The sequence below is a fragment of the Fimbriimonas sp. LA-C6 genome, assembly GCF_055398105.1.
The window spans coordinates 2,998,545-3,019,248 of record NZ_AP038796.1; the positions used below are offsets into that span (position 1 = coordinate 2,998,545).

Annotated in this window: 21 protein-coding genes, 2 tRNA genes and 1 rRNA gene; 15 read left to right on the plus strand and 9 right to left on the minus strand. The window is 53.6% G+C overall.

The window, feature by feature from the left end:
* Positions 1-3 precede the first annotated feature (3 nt).
* The 4 genes from ACZ51B_RS13920 (at position 4) to ACZ51B_RS13935 (ending at position 5,003) form a co-directional block, all read left to right on the plus strand.
* A complete protein-coding gene (locus tag ACZ51B_RS13920; RefSeq protein WP_464293939.1) occupies positions 4-2,268 on the plus strand; it encodes an ATP-binding cassette domain-containing protein in 2,265 nt (754 codons plus the stop codon).
* 70 nt (positions 2,269-2,338) lie between these two features.
* A complete protein-coding gene (locus ACZ51B_RS13925) occupies positions 2,339-3,388 on the plus strand; it encodes a dipeptide epimerase (protein WP_464293940.1) in 1,050 nt (349 codons plus the stop codon).
* The gene (locus ACZ51B_RS13930; RefSeq protein ID WP_464293941.1) at positions 3,381-4,427 is read left to right on the plus strand and encodes a DUF1611 domain-containing protein; all 1,047 of its coding nucleotides are present in this window, start codon (positions 3,381-3,383) and stop codon (positions 4,425-4,427) included. The genes ACZ51B_RS13925 and ACZ51B_RS13930 overlap by 8 nt, the downstream gene beginning before the upstream one ends.
* An 18-nt stretch (positions 4,428-4,445) precedes the next feature.
* Positions 4,446-5,003: a biotin transporter BioY gene (locus ACZ51B_RS13935; RefSeq protein ID WP_464293942.1), complete on the plus strand. Its 558-nt coding sequence runs from the start codon at positions 4,446-4,448 to the stop codon at positions 5,001-5,003.
* Here ACZ51B_RS13935 and ACZ51B_RS13940 read toward each other — a convergent pair.
* The 4 genes from ACZ51B_RS13940 to purS all read right to left on the minus strand — a co-directional run bounded on the left by ACZ51B_RS13940 (position 5,000) and on the right by purS (position 7,965).
* Positions 5,000-6,229, minus strand: a complete 1,230-nt coding sequence (locus ACZ51B_RS13940; RefSeq protein ID WP_464293943.1) for an ATP-binding protein — start codon at positions 6,227-6,229, stop codon at positions 5,000-5,002. The genes ACZ51B_RS13935 and ACZ51B_RS13940 overlap by 4 nt on opposite strands.
* A gap of 66 nt (positions 6,230-6,295) precedes the next feature.
* Positions 6,296-6,988 carry a C40 family peptidase gene (locus ACZ51B_RS13945; RefSeq protein WP_464293944.1) on the minus strand — a complete coding sequence of 231 codons (693 nt, stop codon included), beginning with the start codon at positions 6,986-6,988 and terminating at the stop codon, positions 6,296-6,298.
* Positions 6,989-7,027: 39 nt separating this feature from the next.
* Positions 7,028-7,717 (minus strand): phosphoribosylformylglycinamidine synthase I, encoded by a 690-nt coding sequence (purQ, locus tag ACZ51B_RS13950; protein WP_464293945.1) that lies wholly within the window; start codon positions 7,715-7,717, stop codon positions 7,028-7,030.
* On the minus strand, positions 7,714-7,965 hold the full coding sequence (gene purS / locus ACZ51B_RS13955; RefSeq protein ID WP_464293946.1) for a phosphoribosylformylglycinamidine synthase subunit PurS: 252 nt from the start codon (positions 7,963-7,965) through the stop codon (positions 7,714-7,716). Before purS ends, purQ begins: the two co-directional genes overlap by 4 nt.
* A 127-nt stretch (positions 7,966-8,092) precedes the next feature.
* Here purS and ACZ51B_RS13960 point away from each other — a divergent pair, with 127 nt between their 5' ends.
* On the plus strand, positions 8,093-8,347 hold the full coding sequence (locus tag ACZ51B_RS13960) for a hypothetical protein (RefSeq protein ID WP_464293947.1): 255 nt from the start codon (positions 8,093-8,095) through the stop codon (positions 8,345-8,347).
* 452 nt (positions 8,348-8,799) lie between these two features.
* Positions 8,800-10,306 (plus strand): 16S ribosomal RNA (locus ACZ51B_RS13965).
* Positions 10,307-10,448: 142 nt separating this feature from the next.
* Here ACZ51B_RS13965 and ACZ51B_RS13970 read toward each other — a convergent pair.
* On the minus strand, positions 10,449-11,150 hold the full coding sequence (locus ACZ51B_RS13970; protein WP_464293948.1) for a hypothetical protein: 702 nt from the start codon (positions 11,148-11,150) through the stop codon (positions 10,449-10,451).
* Between the two features lie 8 nt (positions 11,151-11,158).
* Positions 11,159-12,124: a hypothetical protein gene (locus ACZ51B_RS13975; RefSeq protein WP_464293949.1), complete on the minus strand. Its 966-nt coding sequence runs from the start codon at positions 12,122-12,124 to the stop codon at positions 11,159-11,161.
* A gap of 508 nt (positions 12,125-12,632) precedes the next feature.
* Here ACZ51B_RS13975 and ACZ51B_RS13980 point away from each other — a divergent pair.
* The 5 genes from ACZ51B_RS13980 (at position 12,633) to ACZ51B_RS14000 (ending at position 16,927) form a co-directional block, all read left to right on the plus strand.
* On the plus strand, positions 12,633-13,112 hold the full coding sequence (locus tag ACZ51B_RS13980; RefSeq protein WP_464293950.1) for a Fic family protein: 480 nt from the start codon (positions 12,633-12,635) through the stop codon (positions 13,110-13,112).
* Between the two features lie 7 nt (positions 13,113-13,119).
* Positions 13,120-13,662 (plus strand): GNAT family N-acetyltransferase, encoded by a 543-nt coding sequence (locus ACZ51B_RS13985; RefSeq protein ID WP_464293951.1) that lies wholly within the window; start codon positions 13,120-13,122, stop codon positions 13,660-13,662.
* Positions 13,663-14,345: 683 nt separating this feature from the next.
* On the plus strand, positions 14,346-15,863 hold the full coding sequence (locus ACZ51B_RS13990; RefSeq protein WP_464293952.1) for a SulP family inorganic anion transporter: 1,518 nt from the start codon (positions 14,346-14,348) through the stop codon (positions 15,861-15,863).
* Positions 15,860-16,534, plus strand: coding sequence for a carbonic anhydrase (locus tag ACZ51B_RS13995; RefSeq protein WP_464293953.1), 675 nt, complete (start codon positions 15,860-15,862; stop codon positions 16,532-16,534). Before ACZ51B_RS13990 ends, ACZ51B_RS13995 begins: the two co-directional genes overlap by 4 nt.
* A gap of 144 nt (positions 16,535-16,678) precedes the next feature.
* The gene (locus ACZ51B_RS14000) at positions 16,679-16,927 is read left to right on the plus strand and encodes a hypothetical protein (RefSeq protein WP_464293954.1); all 249 of its coding nucleotides are present in this window, start codon (positions 16,679-16,681) and stop codon (positions 16,925-16,927) included.
* Positions 16,928-16,964: 37 nt separating this feature from the next.
* Here the strand turns inward: ACZ51B_RS14000 and ACZ51B_RS14005 are convergent.
* Positions 16,965-17,039, minus strand: a tRNA-Gly gene (locus ACZ51B_RS14005).
* A 68-nt stretch (positions 17,040-17,107) separates the two neighbouring features.
* Between ACZ51B_RS14005 and ACZ51B_RS14010 the strand changes: the two genes are divergently transcribed.
* Positions 17,108-17,650 carry a hypothetical protein gene (locus ACZ51B_RS14010; RefSeq protein ID WP_464293955.1) on the plus strand — a complete coding sequence of 181 codons (543 nt, stop codon included), beginning with the start codon at positions 17,108-17,110 and terminating at the stop codon, positions 17,648-17,650.
* Positions 17,651-17,668: 18 nt separating this feature from the next.
* Here ACZ51B_RS14010 and ACZ51B_RS14015 read toward each other — a convergent pair.
* Positions 17,669-17,742: transfer RNA gene (locus ACZ51B_RS14015), tRNA-Gly, on the minus strand.
* Between the two features lie 103 nt (positions 17,743-17,845).
* Here ACZ51B_RS14015 and ACZ51B_RS14020 point away from each other — a divergent pair.
* Genes ACZ51B_RS14020 through ACZ51B_RS14030 form a run of 3 tightly spaced genes read left to right on the plus strand, consistent with a single transcriptional unit; the run spans position 17,846 to position 19,956 of the window.
* A complete protein-coding gene (locus ACZ51B_RS14020) occupies positions 17,846-18,595 on the plus strand; it encodes a spondin domain-containing protein (RefSeq protein ID WP_464293956.1) in 750 nt (249 codons plus the stop codon).
* Positions 18,596-18,613: 18 nt separating this feature from the next.
* Entirely contained in the window at positions 18,614-19,129 is a 516-nt protein-coding gene (locus tag ACZ51B_RS14025) for a sigma-70 family RNA polymerase sigma factor (RefSeq protein WP_464293957.1), read from the plus strand.
* On the plus strand, positions 19,129-19,956 hold the full coding sequence (locus ACZ51B_RS14030) for an anti-sigma factor family protein (protein ID WP_464293958.1): 828 nt from the start codon (positions 19,129-19,131) through the stop codon (positions 19,954-19,956). Before ACZ51B_RS14025 ends, ACZ51B_RS14030 begins: the two co-directional genes overlap by 1 nt.
* Here the strand turns inward: ACZ51B_RS14030 and deoC are convergent.
* Positions 19,848-20,678, minus strand: a complete 831-nt coding sequence (deoC, locus tag ACZ51B_RS14035; protein WP_464293959.1) for a deoxyribose-phosphate aldolase — start codon at positions 20,676-20,678, stop codon at positions 19,848-19,850. The genes ACZ51B_RS14030 and deoC overlap by 109 nt on opposite strands.
* Positions 20,679-20,704: the final 26 nt, after the last annotated feature.

Here is a 20,704-nt window from a genome sequence, read left to right on the forward strand (position 1 = left end):
CTTGTGTCTCAAGAATACATAACGATACGCGGCGCTCGGGAGAACAACTTGAAGGATGTGTCCCTCCGCATTCCGAAGCGGAAGATCACGATCTTCACAGGTGTCTCCGGCTCTGGTAAGTCGTCGATTGTGTTCGACACAATCGCCACAGAAGCCCAGCGGCAGCTCTACGAGAACTTCAGCCTCTTTGTGCGCAACTTCCTTCCCAAGTACCCGCAGCCCGAAGCCGATGCCATCGAGAACCTCAGCATGGCCGTGGTCGTGGACCAGAAAAGGCTTGGAGGTGGGTCGCATTCGACAGTAGGGACCATCACCGACATCTACACCCTCCTGCGTCTGATGTTCTCGCGAATTGGCACTCCGCATGTTGGCTACTCCAACGCGTTTTCATTCAACGATCCACAGGGAATGTGCCCAGAATGCAATGGTCTGGGCCGCAAGATCGGTGTGGACCTCGACAAGTTTATCGACACATCCAAATCGATTAACGACGGAGCGGTCCTCTATCCCGACTACGTTGTAGACAGCTGGGGGTGGAACATCCTTACCCAGTCGGGGTTGTTCGAAAACGACAAAAAGTTGAGCGACTACAGCGACGAAGAGATGAACCTGCTGCTCCACAGCAAACCCTACAAAGTAAAGATGGACTTTGGTGGCAAGGCTGTCAACTTGACCTTCGAAGGCATCGTCGATAAGTTCAGCCGCAAATACATCACTGGCGATGTTAAGAACTACTCAGAACGCACACAAAGCGCCGTAGCGCCATACATGACCTACGGGCCATGCACGCTCTGTCAAGGCGCGAGACTTAGCCAAGTGGCACTGGCTTGTAAGATAAACGGACGTAACATAGCCGAACTCTGCGCGATGGAGATCGACGACCTGATTCCAATCGTGCGCGAAATCAACGATCCAGTTGCAGCACCTATCACCCATGATCTGGCGGATCGCCTTCAACACCTAGCTGATATCGGGCTTGAATATCTGAGCCTGAACCGGGAAACCGACACCCTGTCTGGAGGCGAATCTCAACGGATCAAGATGGTGAAGCACCTCGGCAGCAGCCTGGTTGATGTAATGTACATCTTTGACGAACCAAGCGTCGGACTACATCCCCGCGATGTACACCGATTGAACGAGTTACTTCAAAAGCTGCGAGACAAGGGCAACACAGTCATCGTTGTAGAGCATGATCCCGACGTCATCAAAGCAGCAGATCATGTAGTGGACGTCGGTCCCTACGCTGGCCGAGCAGGGGGCGAGATCGTCTTCGAAGGCAGCTATGGCGATCTTGTGAAGTCGGACACGTTAACCGGCAGGTTCTTACAGAGATCCCTTCCGCTGAAGGAACAGTTCCGCCAGGCAACTGGGCAACTGCCAATCCGTGGAGCGAAAGCAAATAACCTTCAGAACGTCGATGTGGACATTCCTATGGGTGTTTTGTCAACGATCACGGGAGTCGCAGGTTCGGGCAAAAGCTCACTCATCAATGAGGAGTTCCTAGCGCAGTACCCCGAGGCAATCGTGATTGACCAGTCGGCGGTGGGCACAACAAGCCGCTCCAACCCAGCCACCTACACGGGAGTGATGGACGATATCCGTAAGACCTTCGCCAATACCAACAAGGTGGATGCGGGACTATTCAGCTTCAACTCCAAGGGTGCCTGCGAGAACTGTAACGGCTCAGGCGTCATCTACACCGATCTTGGGTTCCTCGATGGAGTGAAGACGCTGTGCGAGGTTTGTGAGGGACGACGATTTAAGGATGAGGTCCTCATATACAAGCTCAACGGCAAGTCCATCAGCGACGTTCTCGCCATGACAGTGGCTCAGGCACTGGAGTTCTTCACCCAGAAGGAGATTGTGCGGAAACTGCGGGCCATGAGCGATGTGGGAGTGGACTATCTCACACTAGGGCAGCCCCTCAGCACTCTCTCGGGCGGTGAGTGCCAACGTATCAAGTTGGCCAGCGAGCTCCACAAGAAGGGCAGCATTTACGTTCTCGATGAGCCAACGACTGGATTGCACATGTCAGACATCACGCACCTGTTGGAGATCATGAATCGGCTGGTCGATGCTGGCAACACGGTTGTCGTTATCGAACATAACCTCGATGTGATCCGTAATGCGGACTGGATCATCGATCTAGGCCCGGAAGGTGGTAGTAAGGGCGGACAAGTGGTCTTCTCGGGAACACCCCGGGAGATATTGAGAGCAGTAAATTCACTGACTGGAAAATTCTTGCAACCTGCCGAGTACCTGGCCTAAGTGAGGCTTAGCTTCCGCAGGCCTCCTTCCAAGTTCCACACCGTTCCCAAGCAAGGTAGGCTTGCGGATAGTGGTTCAGGTCACTTTCCGTAAGCTTCAGCTTCAAAAGCTGTACCCTCTGGTTATCAGTCGAGGAGCCATGTCCAGCTCCGAGAACCTGTTCGTGTTCGTCTCCGACGGCACGCACACAGGCATCGGCGAACTCTCACCCGCCACAGGCTCCGCCTGGACAGCCGAACGAGGTCAGGCTCAGCTCGAAGCGTTCATCCAAGACAGCAACCTCTTCCAAGACACGGTCCCGCCAGTCACCACCGTCTACGCCGCCATGCGCGAGGCCAATATCGACCCACCAGCGATGGCCGCACTCGACACCGCACTCTGGGACCTCCTCGCCAAACAGGCAGGCATGCCCCTCTACCGCCTGCTCGGTCTGCCAAAGCAACAGGTGGAAACCAGCGTCACCATCGGCCTCAATCCCCCGGAAGTCACCCGCGAGCGAGTCCCCGATATTCTGCGCCGCACCGGAGCCAAGTGCCTCAAAATCAAACTCGGAAGCCCCGAGGGCACGGATCACGACAAACAACACTTCATGGCCGCCGCCGAAGCCGCGCAGCCCTTCCACCCAAAGCTCAGAGTAGACGCCAACGGCGGATGGGAACCCTACGTCGCCATCGAAATGATGGACTGGCTGGTGCAGCGCGGAGTGGAATACGTGGAACAGCCCCTTGCAGAGGGCCGAGAACACGAGCTCCCCATCATTTTCAACAAACGCCCGCTGCCCATCTATGTGGATGAATCGATAAGATTCAGTGACAGCGTCCCGGCACTCGCAGGAAAGTGCGACGGAATCAACCTCAAACTCATGAAGTGCGGTGGCATCACGGAGGCCGTTCGCATCGTCTCAACCGCACGCGCCCACGGACTAGGAACCATGATCGGCTGCATGAGCGAATCCAGTGTGGCCATCGCTGCCGGAGCCGCGATCGGCTCGCTATTCGATCACATCGACCTAGATAGCCACCTCAACCTCAACCCAGACCCAGCCAGCGGAGCACCCATCGTCAACGGAATCATCGTCCCAACCGACCGACCAGGGCACGGAGCTGAGCTGAATGCTTAGGCGAGACCAGAAGCTCGCCATCTACATGGAAGGCGCAGTCCGCCAGCACGGGGGCAAAATGGGCTTCGGTATCCTCCGCTACTCGTCCAACCCCATCAGTTGCGTCATCGATTCCGAAACCGCAGGCTCAACGGTCCCTGAAATCATGGGCATCCCCAGAAAATGCCCCATTGTCGGCTCGGTAGAAGAAGCCATCGCCCTAGGAGCCGACGTCTTCGTCCTTGGAATCGCCCCTCCGGGCGGCCTCATCCCGCAAGCCTGGTTCCCAGAAATCGACAAAGCCATCCAAAGCGGCCTGTCAGTCGTAAACGGACTCCACGACCTCCTCGGCCCCAAGTACCCACAAATCGACGGCGTAAACGGCCAATACATCTGGGATATCCGCCTAGAACCCCAAGGTCTCAAGCCAGGCACAGGTGCCGCCGCCGAACTCTCCTGCAAAAGACTCCTCCTCATCGGCACCGACATGGCCGTCGGAAAAATGACAGCGGGTCTGGAAATCTATCGCCTAGCAAAAGAAAGGCAAGTCCCCACTGAGTTCATCGCAACCGGCCAAATCGGCATCACCATCACCGGCGCAGGCATCCCACTCGATGCGATCCGAGTCGACTTCGCTAGTGGAGCCATCGAAAGGGAAGTCCTGCGTGCACACACGGCAGGAGCAGAACTCGTCATCGTCGAGGGCCAAGGCTCCCTCATCCACCCAGGTTCCACCGCCAACCTCCCGCTGCTTCGTGGCTCCTGCCCAACTCACCTCATCCTTTGCCACCGAGCCACACAAACCCAGCTGACCTACCTCCCAATCCCGATCCCCCCGCTCGACCGCTTCATCAAGATGTACGAGGATCTCGCCGAAGCGTGTGGCACCTTCGCACGACCCAAAACCGTCGCCGTAGCCCTCAACACCGCACTTCTGGAAAGCGAGGCAGAGGCCCTAGACGCATGCAAAAAAGTGGAAGATCAACTCGGAATTCCCTGCTGCGACCCCATCCGACACGGCGCAGAACGGCTGGTCGAGGCTACTTTGACAACGCCCTAACCTGGTACAACTTTGAATGTGACACGAACACAAACGTTGATCCCGAGCAGCACGCTCATCAAAGATGCGGGTCTCGTCATGGGCGGAGCCGCACTCACGGCCACCCTTGCACAGATCTCGATCCACATGGAGCCGGTGCCCTTCACGCTTCAACCGCTCAGCGTCATCGTCTGCGGTCTAGCTCTAGGCGCGCGCCGTGGAGCTGCCAGCCAGATCGCCTACCTCGCAGCAGGAGCAGCCGGTCTTCCCGTTTTTGCAGGCGGCCGAGCAGGCCTCACCGCATTACTCGGCACAACGGGTGGCTTCCTCTTCTCATTCGTTCTCTGCGCTGCGCTCCTCGGATTCTTAGCTGAGCGCGGATGGGACCGCAAAGTTCTCCCATGCGCCGCCGCCATGACCTTGGCAAACATCGTCATGTTCGCTTGCGGCTGGGCATGGCTCTCCAACTTCATCGGCGGACAAAAAGCGCTCCTTGCAGGCGTAGTCCCCTTCATCCCTGGGAACATCGCTCAGTCAGTGATCGCAACCATGGCACTACCCCTCGCTTGGAAAATCGTCGGCGAGAAGCGCAACTAAAGCGTCCACAACGCATCCATCGGCAAACCAAGAATGTTTCGTGCGAGGGGTTGAACCTCTTTACCGGTGTATAGCACCACTCCTCGCACAAACTTATCACCCGCCAACTCCTCCAAGAACTTCAAAGAGTCCGCGTCCTCGGGCCTCAATGTGCTGCTCCCCCGCACATCAATCCCAACAACCCCACCCCCACGCGCCTCTAAAACAAAATCAACCTCTAGCTGCTTCACCGTCCGCAAGTGATGCAAAACAGGTCGTAGCTCGCTGAACGTCGTCAGTTTCTTCAGCTCCATCGCCACAAAGTTCTTAAGCGCCAGCTCAAACTTCTCCGGCTCACGCTGAAACGTCTTGGGCGTCGCATTCGTGAGGTACCCCAGCAATCCCGTATCCACCAGGAACACCTTCGCCGATTTCGTCAGCTTCGCCCCTTCGTTGTTCGACCAAGATGGCACATGGTGGATCAGAAACACAGCCTTTAAGAGATCCAGATACCGATGCATACTCGTATTCGGAATCCCGGTGTCGCGAGAGAGTCCCACAACATTGAGCGTCGATCCTGTCCGAGCCGCCAACAGACTCAAGAGCCGCGGCATCTGAGTCAGCCCGTCAATGTTGGCCAAATCGCGAACGTCCCGCTCCAAAAGCGTCCGGATGTAATCGTTGAACCAAGTATCTCGCCTCGCGGCCGATGACCGCATACTCGGCTCCGGAAACCCACCTCGAATGATCCGCTCCACAAGATCACCCTCTATCGTCGGTACGGAACCAATCAGCTCCTCATCAAACATCCGGTCGATAATCTGGGACTGCTCGTTCTGCTCAATCTCACACTGAGCAAACGGAAGCAGATCCACAATGGCCATCCGCCCAGCAAGCGAGTCCGCAACCTTAGGCAGCATCAACACATTCGCCGACCCACTCAGCAAGAAACGCCCAGGCGTCCGGTTCCGATCCACGCTCGACTTAATAGGCAAGAACAACTGAGGCACCCGCTGGATCTCATCCAAAATCACCGGCCCCGTAAGCGTCTCAATAAACCCCGTTGGGTCGCTGGTCGCCAAACTCCGGGGAACAGAATCATCCAAATTGATGTACTTCATCCCCATCGCCTGCCCAACCTCCTGGGCAAGCGTGCTCTTCCCAGCCTGACGAGGCCCATGAATAAGAACAACCGGAGTATCACTCAGACACTCCTTAAGAAGGGATTCAGCAGTGCGGCGGATCACACGGCAATGTTACCAGTGAAAGGGGAATTATTTCCCACTCAGTGGGAAATAATTCCCCATAAATGGCTACCGGCGAGCATCCACTAGAATCGATCGCCACTTGGCCGACAAGAAGTCCGTCGCAACTCCGCGGTGCCCGCGAGAACTGTGAACGAACATGCCGTTCCCCAAGTAGATCCCCGTGTGCCCGATCTTATTACGCTTCTTCTCGTAGAAGTAAAGCCGATCCCCAGGCTGCAGATCCTCTAACCGAGTGATCTTCTGTCCAACCGTGGCCTGCTCAGCTGCAGTCCGTGGCAAGCTCAAGCCGATCTTGCCGTACATCTTCTTCACGAAGCCAGAACAGTCGATGCCGCTGTTCTCATCGTCGCCACCCCACTTGTAAGGGGTGCCAACAAAGTTCAGAGCATAGTTCGCCATTCCCGAGCGCGAGGCCATAGACCCCATCGGACGCTGCTGAGAGGCTCCGAGGCTCACCTCATAGGGAAGCTCCACCACGTCCGACTTAGGAATGAAGCCGTAACGCCGGTTCTCCATCAGAACCTGAACCCACTTTCCGTTAGAAGATGGCTTCACCACGAGGTACTCGTAAGGCTTCACCTTGTAATAGACCCTCGCTCGAGGACTCGGGGAGGTAAAGATCCTCGAATTCGTGGTGGTCTGAGCAAGTTTCCCGAGAACAACTTTCGAGCCGGCTGCATTCGCAGACGTCACAAGGCAAACAAGTGCCAAGGACGAAACAAGGGAAAACTTACTCATGAGCGTGGATGTTCTGATTATAGGTCGTTTTCTGGAATGTTAGAGGTTCGCGCCCACTAACTTTAATGCTTCCAAAATCTGCAATCCGTCGGTGCAACCCAGCGCAGCCTTTGCAGCCCGCTCTGGGTGAGGCATCATGCCCAACACATTCCCCTTCTCGTTCACAACGCCCGCAATGTCGTCGGTCGAACCATTAGGATTAGCCTCTTCGGATCGCTCACCAGAAGCTGAAACGTATCGGAAAGCGATTTGTTCATTGTCCAGAAGCGCCTTCAACGCATCATCTTCAATCACATACCGCCCTTCGCCGTGCGCGATAGGGATCCTCAGAACCTTGTTCACCCCGCGAGTCCAAATCGACGAGCGGTTTTCAGCCTGTAGATAAACGTCTTTGCAAACAAACTTCTGCGCCGCATTCAAAAGAAGCGCACCAGGCAAAAGCCCAGCCTCGCAAAGCACCTGGAACCCGTTGCAAACACCAATCACAGGTCGTCCCTCAGCAGCAAAGCGCCGGACCTCGCTCATGATCGGAGCACGACTTGCCATCGCGCCACATCGCAGGTAGTCACCATAGGAAAAACCACCGGGCACAAAAACGGCATCATAGCCAGCAAGGGAAGTGTCCTCATGCCACACGTACTCCGCCCCTAGTCGGAGCTCATCGCGAATGGCAAAGAGTCCATCTTGGTCGCAATTGCTTCCAGGAAAGCGAAGTACAGCTACCTTCACGCAGTCACCTTTTCGATCTTGTAGTCTTCAATGACAGGATTGGCGAGCAGCTTGTCGCACATCTCCTTCACGCGCTCTTCCGTATAAGGCTCAACTTGCAGCTCAATCAGCTTGCCAATTCGAGCTTCCTGAAGTTCGTTGTATCCAAGCTTCTGGAGTGCGCTCGAAACAGTTCGTCCGGCGGAGTCGAGAAGAGAGGGCTTGAGCGTAACATAGACGCGCACCGTGGCCATAACAAATTGTGGCATGTGCAGTCAAGACCAAGGCCTGTATATATATCTGATGCGACACCTTTAGCTACGATGCACACGGACACTCCTATATAGAGAGCCTGGCCGGATAAAACAAGCTCGCCGCACCATACTCATAAGAGCCATGCCTTCAACCACTCCAAAACTGAGCGGACGACTCATCACCTTCTTCCGAGGCGGCCCCATTCTCAGCGCAGTAGTGGCATTCCAAGAACCCAATGGAGACATCGCCTACTTCTACTGTCGGTGCTACCCCGACGGAAGCTGCGAGATCACCGGAGACCCCGACACCCTGGAGTATATGAATGTGCGCTACGGAGAAAGGCGCTTCAGCTACGCCGTCCGCTCCATCATGTTCGGCTTCCGCGGATTGTTATGACTGTCACGCAAAATTAACAGTCCGAACCTAGAACCGCGAGAATCTTCCGAAAACACTGAGCTTCTACTTGACTTTCCAGAAAAACTTTTTGAGATCCAAAGAAAAAGCTGGGCATTTAAAGAAAATCGTGTTATTCTGAAAAGTAACGTGTCCCCGGGTTGACAATCCACTCAGGAACGCGCAATACTATTGATGTCGAGGCGGCTGAGAGGCAGCTGAGACGAAAAGAAAAGAACCTTGAAAGCTTCATAGGGAAAGATAGCGTTTTGAACAAGTTAAACAAAACGGTTATTCGAAAGAACTAACCAAAACTCAACTGGTGAAGAGCTAGTTGAGCGATGGCTCAAGTCCTGCGAGCTTGTCTCGGTGGATAAGAGACCTCAGAGTTTACTCTGAGGAGAACATCACCAGCAACGTCAACCATTCCATTAATTTGGAGTAGGTCAACACTTTCTTCGGAGAGTTTGATCATGGCTCAGGACGAACGCTGGCGGCGTGCCTAAAACATGCAAGTCGAACGGAGTCTTCGGACTCAGTGGCGAACGGCGGAGTAATACATGAGGAACGTGCCCTAAAGACTGGGATAGTCATTGGAAACGATGGGTAATACCAGATGTGGCGGAAGATCGGCATCGATTTTCCACTAAAAGGTTTTTCGCTTTAGGAGTGCCTCATGGCCTATCAGGTAGTTGGTGGGGTAATGGCCTACCAAGCCGACGACGGGTAGCGGGTCTGAGAGGATGATCCGCTCGAGTGGGACTGAGACACGGCCCACACACCTACGGGTGGCAGCAGTTGGGAATCTTGCACAATGGGGGAAACCCTGATGCAGCGACGCCGCGTGGAGGATGAAGGGTCTAGGCTCGTAAACTCCTTTTTCAGGGAAAGACTTAGGACGGTACCCTGAGAATAAGGACCGGCTAACTACGTGCCAGCAGCCGCGGTAAGACGTAGGGTCCAAGCGTTGTCCGGATTTACTGGGCGTAAAGAGCGCGTAGGCGGCTCGTTAAGTGTGAAGTGAAATCTCCAGGGCTCAACCCGGAAACTGCTTTACATACTGGCGAGCTAGAGGGATGCAGAGGTTTGTGGAATTCCTGGTGTAGCGGTGAAATGCGTTGATATCAGGAGGAACACCCATGGCGAAGGCAGCAAACTGGGCATCATCTGACGCTGAGGCGCGAAAGCGTGGGTAGCAAACAGGATTAGATACCCTGGTAGTCCACGCCCTAAACGATGGATACTAGGCGTAAGAGGTATCGACCCCTCTTGTGCCGCAGCTAACGCATTAAGTATCCCGCCTGGGGAGTACGGCCGCAAGGTTGAAACTCAAATGAATTGACGGGGACCCGCACAAGCGGTGGAGCATGTGGATTAATTCGATACTAACCGAAGAACCTTACCCAGGTTTGACATCGATCGCAAGCCTTAGAAATAGGGCCCTCCCCAAAAGGGACGTGAAGACACTTGTTGCATGGCTGTCGTCAGCTCGTGCCGTGAGGTGTACGGTTAAGTCCGCCAACGAGCGCAACCCTCGTCCTGTGTTACCAGCATGAAAGATGGGCACTCACAGGAGACCGCCGGTGTAAGCCGGAGGAAGGTGGGGATGACGTCAAGTCAGCATGGCAGTTACGCCTGGGGCTTCACACATGCTACAATGGATGAAACAGAGGGCAGCAATACCGCGAGGTGGAGCAAATCCCAAAAATACATCCTCAGTTCAGATTGTAGTCTGCAACTCGACTACATGAAGGCGGAATCGCTAGTAAACGCAGGTCAGCTATACTGCGTTGAATACGTTCCCGGGTCTTGTACACACCGCCCGTCAAGTCACCTGAATTGTCTTCACCCGAAGTCCGTGGCCTAACCGTAAGGAAGGAGCGGCCGAAGGTGAGGGGGGTAAGGGGGACTAAGTCGTAACAAGGTACCCGTACCGGAAGGTGTGGGTGGATCACCTCCTTAAAGGAGTAGTACTCAAACTTGCAAGCCAAGTTTGACAACTCCAGGTCGATTTGTTCTAAACGTTACCCTGTGGAGCTTTTAAGCTTCTTCTCAAACAAGAAGACCGATGTCGAAAGATATCGGTCTTCTTTGTATTTAAAAGCTATGAAGTGTTCGCTTTGGATGTAATGGCTTTCAGTCTGTCGGGCACAAATGTCTGCGAATAGCCTGCAATAAAGGACCAAACGAGCAGTAACGCGAAGCTTTGAGCATCAATTGGTATATATGTGTAAAGGTATTCACGGATTTTTGAGTGGGTGGGATCAGTACAGTCCTCTGGAAGGCACTCCGCTTTCTTTTTGATCGCAGTCACTAGATCTTTTGTCGACTGATCCACATCGCCTATGTGAAGACTGGCCATTTTCGGGAAGAACTTTCCGTCGATGATTTGGCCACAAAACGCGACGTAAAGCACGAGCGAAAAAACGGCTCCAAGAATGGGGCCTGAATACAGGGTCTTCGCCACCGTTTCGATTTCTGCGACGAGCGTGGAATCGCCGGTTCTACTTGGTATATTTGCTAGCCTAATTAACACACTCGCAAAGGCACCGATAAAGGCAGCCCAAATCACGAAGGCTACAACTGGGAAATAGACTTTGGGTCTATATTTCAAGATGGCTTCGTCTGGCTTAACTGTTGGCCCATAGCCAAGTTTGATGAGAAGGAGGCCGCCTAAAAAGAATATGCATATGAGAAGGCTTATCCAGTTTATAAGCAGCCGCCTCTGGTGTTCTTTATCTCGTACTACTGCATAGTAATCGTGAAGATCCCGGAGTAGGTTCTTAAGCTCAGCGCGTTTGTCCATTTGTATCCTCAATGTTGGTTCACGTGCTTTCCGGTGACCTCAAAGTATTTCGTCCGGAGTCGTGTCAATTCTAGGTCCAATTGTTCATCGGGAAGGAGTTCAACAAGGAGCAATTCAATTGAATAAATGTCGGACCAATCTGTTTCCCTAGCGTCGAGTTTCAGGAGTCTTTCTGCAGCTTGAAAGATTACTTCTGAGTAGTCACTGGTTCTCAACAGAACAGTCCTTAGCCTTTCTTGGTTTATTTTGGTCGTTCGGACTAGATAGTCCTCGTTCGACTTAATGCCAATTTGGGAAATAGAGAACGTCTTAGAAAAGAAACGCAGCCACGACTTCGCACGCTTGACCACCCAATCCGCCTCAATTGTTTTGAGCTCTAGTTTTTGTTTAGACCTCTTTACATCGAGGAGTTCAAGCTGGAGCCGGAAAAACTCGGTTTCGAGTTGTGTCTTGACGATAGCTTCTCGTATTGCGTCCTCCGATTCCAGCGTGGAATCCTCCGTCCTTGCTTTAAGACGCAGTTTGCCAAGAGACTTATCTAACTTCAGGTTGCGATATTCAATCTGATCAAGCTGAGACTTCTTTTTGGCGTTTTCTAGTTCAATATTCAGGATTTCTTGATCTAATGTCAGTTGTTGGACTCGGAGACGCTTAAGCCGAGTGGCCTCCTCGAGCTGTTCGGAAGTCATCTGCGCTTGAGGTGCTTCTTCAAATTGCGTGGTCCTTTTGTTAGCAAAAGGGGACCGCAAACGTTTTTTAGATTGGTTTGGTCGTGATTCTGAGCCCGAATTCTCTTTGTTACTGTCTTCATCATTTGATTCGAAGTTGGCACGCATCTTGATCGCTCGAAGACTATCATAGTACGAAACACATTGAATTGCAATTAGGTCAACCGCTGGTCTTAATCTGTCCTTGTTTTCAAAAACAGTCCCAAAACTGGAACCACCCACGCAGATTTCCGTCTTAAAATGCAAGGAAGCAGGATTCCCGAGCCAGTTGTATAACCTGGTTCGAACCTGAAAAAGGGGAAGCCCGTCGTGTTACGGGTACAGACTTTCCCAACTCTTCCAATGGAGATAAATGTTATGACCACTCGAAGCAGAGCTTGGCGACGCCGAAAGACACGAGCAATCGTATCGAAGGTAAACGACACAAAGGAATGGCTGGTCCGACAGATGGAACATGTCGATCGGAAAATGAAAGCCACCAAGTCCCTGAAGGAGCTTAAACCGCATAAACACGGAAAGTTAACACACGCACAATCTCTCCGACAGTCGTGGGCATTGAATCAAGAGCTGCGCGAAGGATTCTAATTCTCTAGAACATATCAAAAACCGAGGACCAAGTCGGAAACGACCCGGTCCTCAATTTTTTTAACTCAACGTAAAAAAAGGATTTCATGGAAACTTGCGAAGGTCCACAACTAGCTAGTAAACTCTCTTCTACTATTCGGGGAATCTTCCGAACAGCTGGAACTATCTTATGAAGCCTTCCCTGCACTACCTCACTGTTCAGGACGTCATGTGGATCAATCTACAACTGACGAAGAAGGTCCAACACTACAACTTCGCCAAGTTGGAAGAAGCAACCTTCTACCAATACGCCTACGGAGAGAGCACAAGCCTCATCCCCCAAGCAGGCCGATTCCTAGCTGGTTTCCTCAAAATGCACCCCTTCGAGGCAGGGAACTGCGCCACAGGCTTCATCGCCACCGTCGCGTTCCTGGCCATCAATGGCCACCACCTCGAACTCCCCGATGCCACAGGCGCCGCATGGTACGAATCCGTCAAAGGCAAACAATCCCTTGCCACCGAAGCGATTCAGTCCGCTGCCAAAGCCTGCCACGGTGCTCACCACGGTGGCACCCCCAACGTGCGAGCTGCCATCTCAGCAGCTATCGAAGAGTATCCCTGCACCGTGCTAGAACTCCTCAGCGCATCCCAACACCCCGTCAGCGCCTAAACCCACCGTGTTCAAAGTAAGAACAGCTCGTCTCGACGAGGTCGATGCCATCCAGTCCCTCATGGAAAGCTCCGTCTCTGGGCTAAGCGACGGCTTTTACGACGAACCTCAAACGCGCTCGGCAGCGAAGTACCTAACCATCCCCGACCGAGACATCATCTCAGACGGAACCTACTTCGTCGTAGAAGACCAAGGCAACCTGATCGCCTGCGGCGGCTGGAGCAAACGCAGAAAGCTATTCACCGGCAGCACCGGACAAGAGTCCCTCTCTGACGAACTTCTCGACCCCCAAACCGACTTCGCAAAGATACGCGCCTTCTTTGTACACCCCAACTACGCTCGCAAAGGTCTGGCCAGGCTTCTTCACACACACTGCCAGGCTGAAGCACAAAAACTAGGCTTCAAAGGCTTCGAGCTCATGGCAACCCTCCCGGGTGTCCCTCTCTACACAAGCCTCAACTACAAACCCATCGGCCCCCAAAACCTAGACCTCCTTGATGGCACCGCACTCCCGGGTCTGCAAATGCAGCTCGTGTTTGAAAATTCTTAATCTCTTTTTGCTGGGCACAAATACACTATCCGCTCAGACTTGGGCTAACATATGCTTTCTAACGCCTGATGGGGAACTTCCTCATTCATTGACACGTTAGAAACAACTTCGGAGTGAAAGATGAGTAGAGAAATCTTCAACATGCGGGTCAAGGCGTTCATATGCGTTGTCACCCTATTGTTGGCTGTATTTTTCTCTGTCCCGCAGCAAACAAAGAGCTCCAGGCTCAAGCAAAGGCTCATCGCTTCCAAGTCCGCTCAGCCTCAAATCAGTGCCCTAGATGCTCAAAAGGATGAAAGTCCAAGCAAGTCTTCGGCCGACACTGACAATTCACCCAACTCACAATCAACCGCCGAGGAAAACGAAGTCGAACACGTTCTTCACCTCCCTCCTCCCCAGGTCGTGATTGTCGAGCAAACGCATCCAGATGTCCCACCCGTCGTGCCAACTTACCAGGCATTCTTCGGCTCACTGGCGCTGCCCCCATCCACCCCTCCCCCAAATTTCGCTTGAACACGCCCGGGTTTTGCCTTGCACCCCGCGCTATCTGAGATTCCCTTTCTAGTTCTCAACGAAGAGAGCTCGCGCCAACGGTTTGCGTGCTACCTGCGCCCGTTGGTGAGTCTCGACTCCTCCTGATCATCTGCAGGAATGTCTGTCTTTACAAAGAAAGTCAGAAACAAATGTTCAATCCGAATATCAAGAAAGATGTAATAGCATCAATCGTCGTGTTCCTCGTGGCAATACCGCTGTCACTTGGAATCGCCTTCGCCAGCGGTGCACCCATCATCGCGGGCATCATCGCGGCAGCCGTCGGCGGAATCGTCGCCGGTGCATTGGGCGGCGCACCTTTGCAAGTAAGTGGCCCCGCAGCCGGACTCACGGTGATCGTTTACGGCATCGTTCACAAATTTGGATGGCCCACCGCATGTGTAATCACACTCGTAGCGGGGCTCATGCAGATCGTCCTTGGAGTCTCCAAGGTCGCAAGAACAGCTCTCGCGATCTCACCCGCCGTCGTACACGGCATGCTGGCAGGCATCGGTCTCACCATTGCCGTCGCTCAGTTCCAAGTCGTGCTCGGAGGCTCCCCCGCAAGTAGCGTCCTCGGCAACCTCGGCAAGCTTCCAGCAAACCTCGGGAATGCCAACTTCGCAGCCGTCATGCTCGGAGCACTGAGCATCGCCACACTCTTCGTCTGGCCAAAACTGCCACAAAAAGTCCGGGCTATTCCCGCACCACTAGTGGCAATCCTGGTCCCCACACTGCTGGCCACCGCGCTAAACCTTTCAGTGAAGCGAATAGAATTGCCAGCAGACCTCATGTCAGAGATCAAACTGCCCGTCTTGCCTGATGCGAGCATGATCGTCCCCATCCTCACCGCTGCACTCACCATTGCAGCAGTTGCAAGCGTGGAGTCCCTGCTCAGCGCGGTCGCCACAGACAAAATGCACCGAGGAGCACGGGCCAACCTAGATAAGGAGCTCGTAGGCCAGGGAGCCGCCAATGCGATCTCGGGCATGCTCGGCGGGCTACCCGTAACCGGAGTGATTGTCCGAAGCTCCGCAAACATCGCATCAGGAGCGCAAACACGTCTCTCAGCAATCCTGCACGGTGTCTGGGTTCTGGTCTTCGTGGGACTGTTCGCCACCCAAATCCAAATGATCCCGCTCGCTGCCCTCGCCGGACTCCTTGTCCACGTCGGTATCAAGCTGATCAACATGGACCATGTCCGCGAGCTGAGACATCACAAGGAACTCGCCGCCTATCTGGCAACCTTCCTCGGAGTCGTCACGTTCGATCTCATAGTTGGAGTCGGACTCGGACTCACCGTCGCGCTCCTCCTGGTCATCCGAAGAATGGCAACCACCGAAGTGCGCTTGTCCTATGGCAATGGATCTACCTACGTTCACGTAAACGGCTCACTCACATTCCTCAATGTGCCCAGGCTCGTCCAAAGCCTCAACACGATCCCACCTCGCGAAAAGGTGGAAGTCGAAATCCACACGGACTTCATGGACCACGCGGCCTTTGAAGCACTACACAGCTGGGAAAAGAACTACACCAGCGGAGGAGGGGAAGTGCTCATCACCGAACCTCATGAAGACTGGTACCAGCTGGCCAGAGATAGCCAGCCTAGAGTTACCAAATCGCCAATCATTCAGCGTCAGCCAGTTTTGGCAAGTGGAGAGATACTATGAACAAACTCATTTCGGGAATCACACAATTTCACAGAGACACAGCTCATACGGTCCAGCCGCTTCTCGCACACCTGGTCCGACACGGGCAGAAGCCACAAGCCATGCTTATCACATGTGCTGACTCAAGACTGATGCCCGAGGAATTGACGCAAGCCGATCCTGGCGACCTCTTCGTCATTCGCAACATCGGAAACTTAGTCCCGCGTCCCGAAGATGCATCGCACGGAAATGAGAACTCAGTCGGCGCAGCCATCGACTACGCCCTCGAAGTCCTCAAAGTCCCCAGCATCGTCGTCATGGGACACTCAAACTGTGGAGCTATGAAGGCGCTCATGGACGGAGCACCTGCGGACAGCCAAGTCGAAAAATGGCTCCGCCACGGCAGACTTGCGAAAAGCAGATTCGATGACGGCCAATTTAGAATCGAAACATCGTGCGAGCACGATCGACTCTCGCAAGTCAACGTGCTCGCCAGCCTGGACAACCTCACTCACTACATGGCCGTAAGATCTCGTCTGGAGACGAAAGAAGTGGAGCTTCACGGTTGGTGGTTCGATGTAGCCAACGCTCAGATGCTTGCCTACGACAAATCTGTAAGGCGATTCACCCGCATCGAGGACGCATACAATGCACACCTCCCACCAAGCCCCATAGGGCCACTCATTGTCTAGCCTCGTCAAGAGGGTTCGCCGAACTGCGAACCCTCTACAAGTTGATAGGTCAATGACCGAAAAAAGCAACACAACCTTCAATTTAGTCGGTTAAGTTAAGTCAAACATGCCGAAACACATAGGGTACGATGCGTAGCGATGCTCATGAAATTGAAATCGGGGGAGGCTCTTCGAGGGGCGATCTCTACTTTCTTTGAGCTTGGCGGAAGTGACATATCCACCGATTCGGTGAAATCCGATATCGATACTCTGTACGATGCAGTCAGTGCCATGCCAGGCAGCATAGACTACGAAAGGGCACCGCAACTGTTTAACATGTTGTTCAACCAGTTCGGTATCAAACCCACAAAATCATTAGAGAAGTTCCGCGATCTTATCCGAGATCAGGAATAGGAACAACGCCCGGGGACAAAGTAGTCCTCTAAATTCTTGGAGCGGGTGACGAGACTCGAACTCGCGACTCTCTGCTTGGGAAGCAGACACTCTACCACTGAGTTACACCCGCGTTCGAACCTATTTTATCCCAACATTTTGCAGAGTGCCACTCACCGCACTCGTAAGGTTAAATGAAGCATGGCTCGGTTTCGGTCTCACCTTCGCGGATACAGTCTATGTGCACTCGCCCTCATGGCTTTCGGATGTGGTGTTCCAGCTCAGGATCCCGCACCAAAACAGCAGGCAACGAACGACAAAGAGGCTTCTATCAAACTTCTAGGCTGGATTCAGAGCAAAGATAAAGAAATTAATGCCCTCTCTCAAAAGGTCGTGGACGAAACCCGCGACGATAGCCTGAACGCCAGGCCGGCCGATAGCACCAAACTAGACCAAAGATTGAGCAAGGTCGATACAAAGCTGCGAGATACGCTCAACGAAATCGACCAAATGCAAGCTCCAGCAATGGTGGAAAATGTGAAGTTCGAGTACGCATCTCTGCTCCAAACATCCATTCTCAACATGGAAAAAGTCAGGAAGTTGCTCAAGTCGCCCAATCAGGCGGATCCCAGCGAGATCAAACCGAAACTTGATCTCTCAAAATGCAATGCAGAAATAGCCACCGCATGTAAAAAAGTCGGAATCTCGAAGTTCGAGGTCAAGGTCGGCCAACTACAAGGATAAGCCTGAAAAGAGAGGAGTTGGAGCGGGTGGCGGGAATCGAACCCGCATGGCCAGCTTGGAAGGCTGGAACTTTACCACTAAGCTACACCCGCGTGTAGATCAATATTTTACCCACACAAATTATTCTGGGAACTATTGTTTTGGGACTGTGTTCCGGTTTTTGCTCAACCAAATTGGGCAACCCCGGAGAGAGAAATGCAAAACACTGTCAAAAAACTAGCCGTCGTGCTCCCAGCGATGCTGCTCACCCTCAGCGCACAAGCTGCCGACCAGTTCAAAGTCACCATCACCAACCTCGGTGCTCAGCCTCTCAGCCCGCTCTTCGCTTCGGCAAGCGACAACCAGTTCAATACATTCTCGGTAGGCTCTACTTCCTCACTCGGCATTAAGAAAATAGCTGAAGGTGGCGACACCACAGCTATGAAAGCAATCGCGGCAGCAGCAGGGAGCCACGTCAGCTCTTACGCAGTCGCAGCAGGCGGCCCCATCGGTACAGGCGGCTCCGGCAACCTCACACTCTGGGCCGATGCAGCACACCCCTACTTCTCCTTTGCAGCCATGCTCGGCAAAACCAACGATGGCTTCATCGGCGAGTCGGTCGATTCACTCGGACTCATGCTGTACTCCGGTGGCAACGCAAAGAGCTTTACCTTCGACGTCTTCGGAACCCGAGCATGGGATGCAGGCACCGAAGAGAACACCCAGAACGCCGCTGACCTTGGCTTCCTCGGCGGCCACGGCAATCCAGCCGATCACGATAACCACATCCGAGTCCACGACGGAATCATCGCAGGAGTCGGCGACTCATGGCAGCTTCAGCCAACCTGGACTCGTAGCACCAAGATCGCAACAATCACTGTACAATCCGTCCCAGAGCCCATCTCGATGTCGGCCCTCGCCATCGGATCCCTCGCGCTTCTAAGGAGGAAGCGCAACAAAGCTTAAAAGTTAGGGAAGAACAACATGTTTGGGTTTAAAAAACGAGACTTTGACAAGGAAGTACCGACAGAACTGCCGGTGCTCTACCGAATCGCGCGTCGACTCACCCGTTCGGAGGTCGAAGCAGAAGATCTCGTCGCCCAAACACTGTTGAAAGCCCACAAGGCCTGGAACCAGTTCGATGGCGTGTATCTGAGGAGTTGGTTGATCAAAATCCTCCGAAACGAGCACAGAAACCGCCTCCGATACGAAGCTTCCAGGCCAGAAACTATAGGGATAGAAGAAGATACAATGCAACCCGAATCAGTATGGGAAGAGGTGAATTGGCGGATTGCAGGGGAGAGAATTCTTCAAGAATTGGACCTTCTACCCGAAGATTTTCGCCTTGCAATCCAACTCTGCGACGTTGAGCAGATGAGCTACGAAGAAGCAGCCGCCGCCATGGAAGTGCCCGTGGGCACCGTCCGCAGCCGCATCTTCCGAGGCCGCCGTCAACTAAGAGATCGACTCTCGGACCTAGTCACCATGGAGGCTGTCTAATGAATGAAAATACAAACGCAATTGATTGGCAAGCCTATCTAGATGGCAGTCTTACCGTCGAAGAAAAAGCCCAGGCAGACCACCAACTCAAAACAAACCCACAAGCTCAAAAAGAGCTCGAAGGGCTCAAAGCGTTCCGAATGGCTATCCGAGATGCCGTCCTAGCAGAACAGCTACCCTCCACAGAAAAGCTTGCCTCCTTAATGCCACAAAAGGCGAATAAGCAACCCTTTAGCCTCAAAAATGTCGGCTTTGCCCTAGCACCGATCGCAGTTGCAGCCGCAGCCGTGTGGTTCACCGTCTCGTACGACCCGATGCGCTTGGACAAATCTCCCGTCCGAGCGGTTTACGGGGGCAACGACCCCATAGAAGCCGCGCGCTGGGTCTCATCGCACTCAGGATTCAAAACCCCCGTGGTCGATCCAGGCGCTGTCGCCATCCTAGACAACGCACGCTACGGAGACAACTGGGCCTGCTACGACTATTACGTCGACGGAAAAACGCTCCACCTCTACATGAGTCCCAACAAAGAGCCACTGCAACGAGGCAAACCCATGGACAGAATGATGCCAAACCGCAGATTCTATGAAGGTAAAGGCATCGGCTGGGAAGCAGCAGGACTCGCCTTCTACCTAAAAGGCGGCGACGAAGCTATGCGCAAGAAGATGGCTATGGATATGAGTAGCCAAACAGAGAAACCCACCTGGGTCAGTCTCAGCTACTCCAATTTTGCCAACAGATCGTCCAGCAACCCGCTCGCGCCTAATCTGAAACTCTCAGACCGCACATACGCCTCGCCCATCACAGCCGCGGCCTGGCCCATATAGTCCAAAGCCTGTGGAGTGGTCTGAATCCCACCCGCAGGCTTGATGCCCACCAAGTGACCGGTGCGCTCAAAATGGTCCTTAATGGCGACCATCATCATCCCCGTCGCTTCCAAAGTGGCGTTGACAGCCTCTTTGCCAGTGCTCGTCTTAATGAAATCCGCACCCGCCATCATTGCCGTCAACGAAGCACGATAGATACATACGGGATCAACCAACTCCCCGGTCCCCAATATCACCTTCAGGTGCTTGTTTCCAGCCGCACGCCGAAAAGCCGAGACCTCTTCATAAAGAGCAACCCAGTCATTCCGAATCGCGTTGTCACGGCGAATCACAATGTCAATCTCGTCCACGCCCAGCGCATGACAAGCCTTCACTTCAGCAATCCGAGACTCCAACGTACTCAGGCCGTGGGGGAAACCAGCCGAGACCGTAGCGGTATGGATCCCGCTCCCCATCAACTTGCGACGAGCAATCAGTGCAAACGCCGGATAAACGCAAACCGCAGCCACCCGATACGCCTTCGCCTTATCACACAACTCCCGCACCCGATCATCGTTATCGTCACCCGATAACGTAGTCAGGTCAATACATGAAATCGCCTGCCGAATACGCTCAGGCGAAGGTTCAAATGCAGAAAATGAAGGGCTAGGGGCGGGATCTCGGAACAGCACAGATCCATCAAAGGGTTCGGGGTTGCGGATTAGGTTAAACTCTGTGCTCATGCCACGCGCGGTCCGTTGGTTTTCGC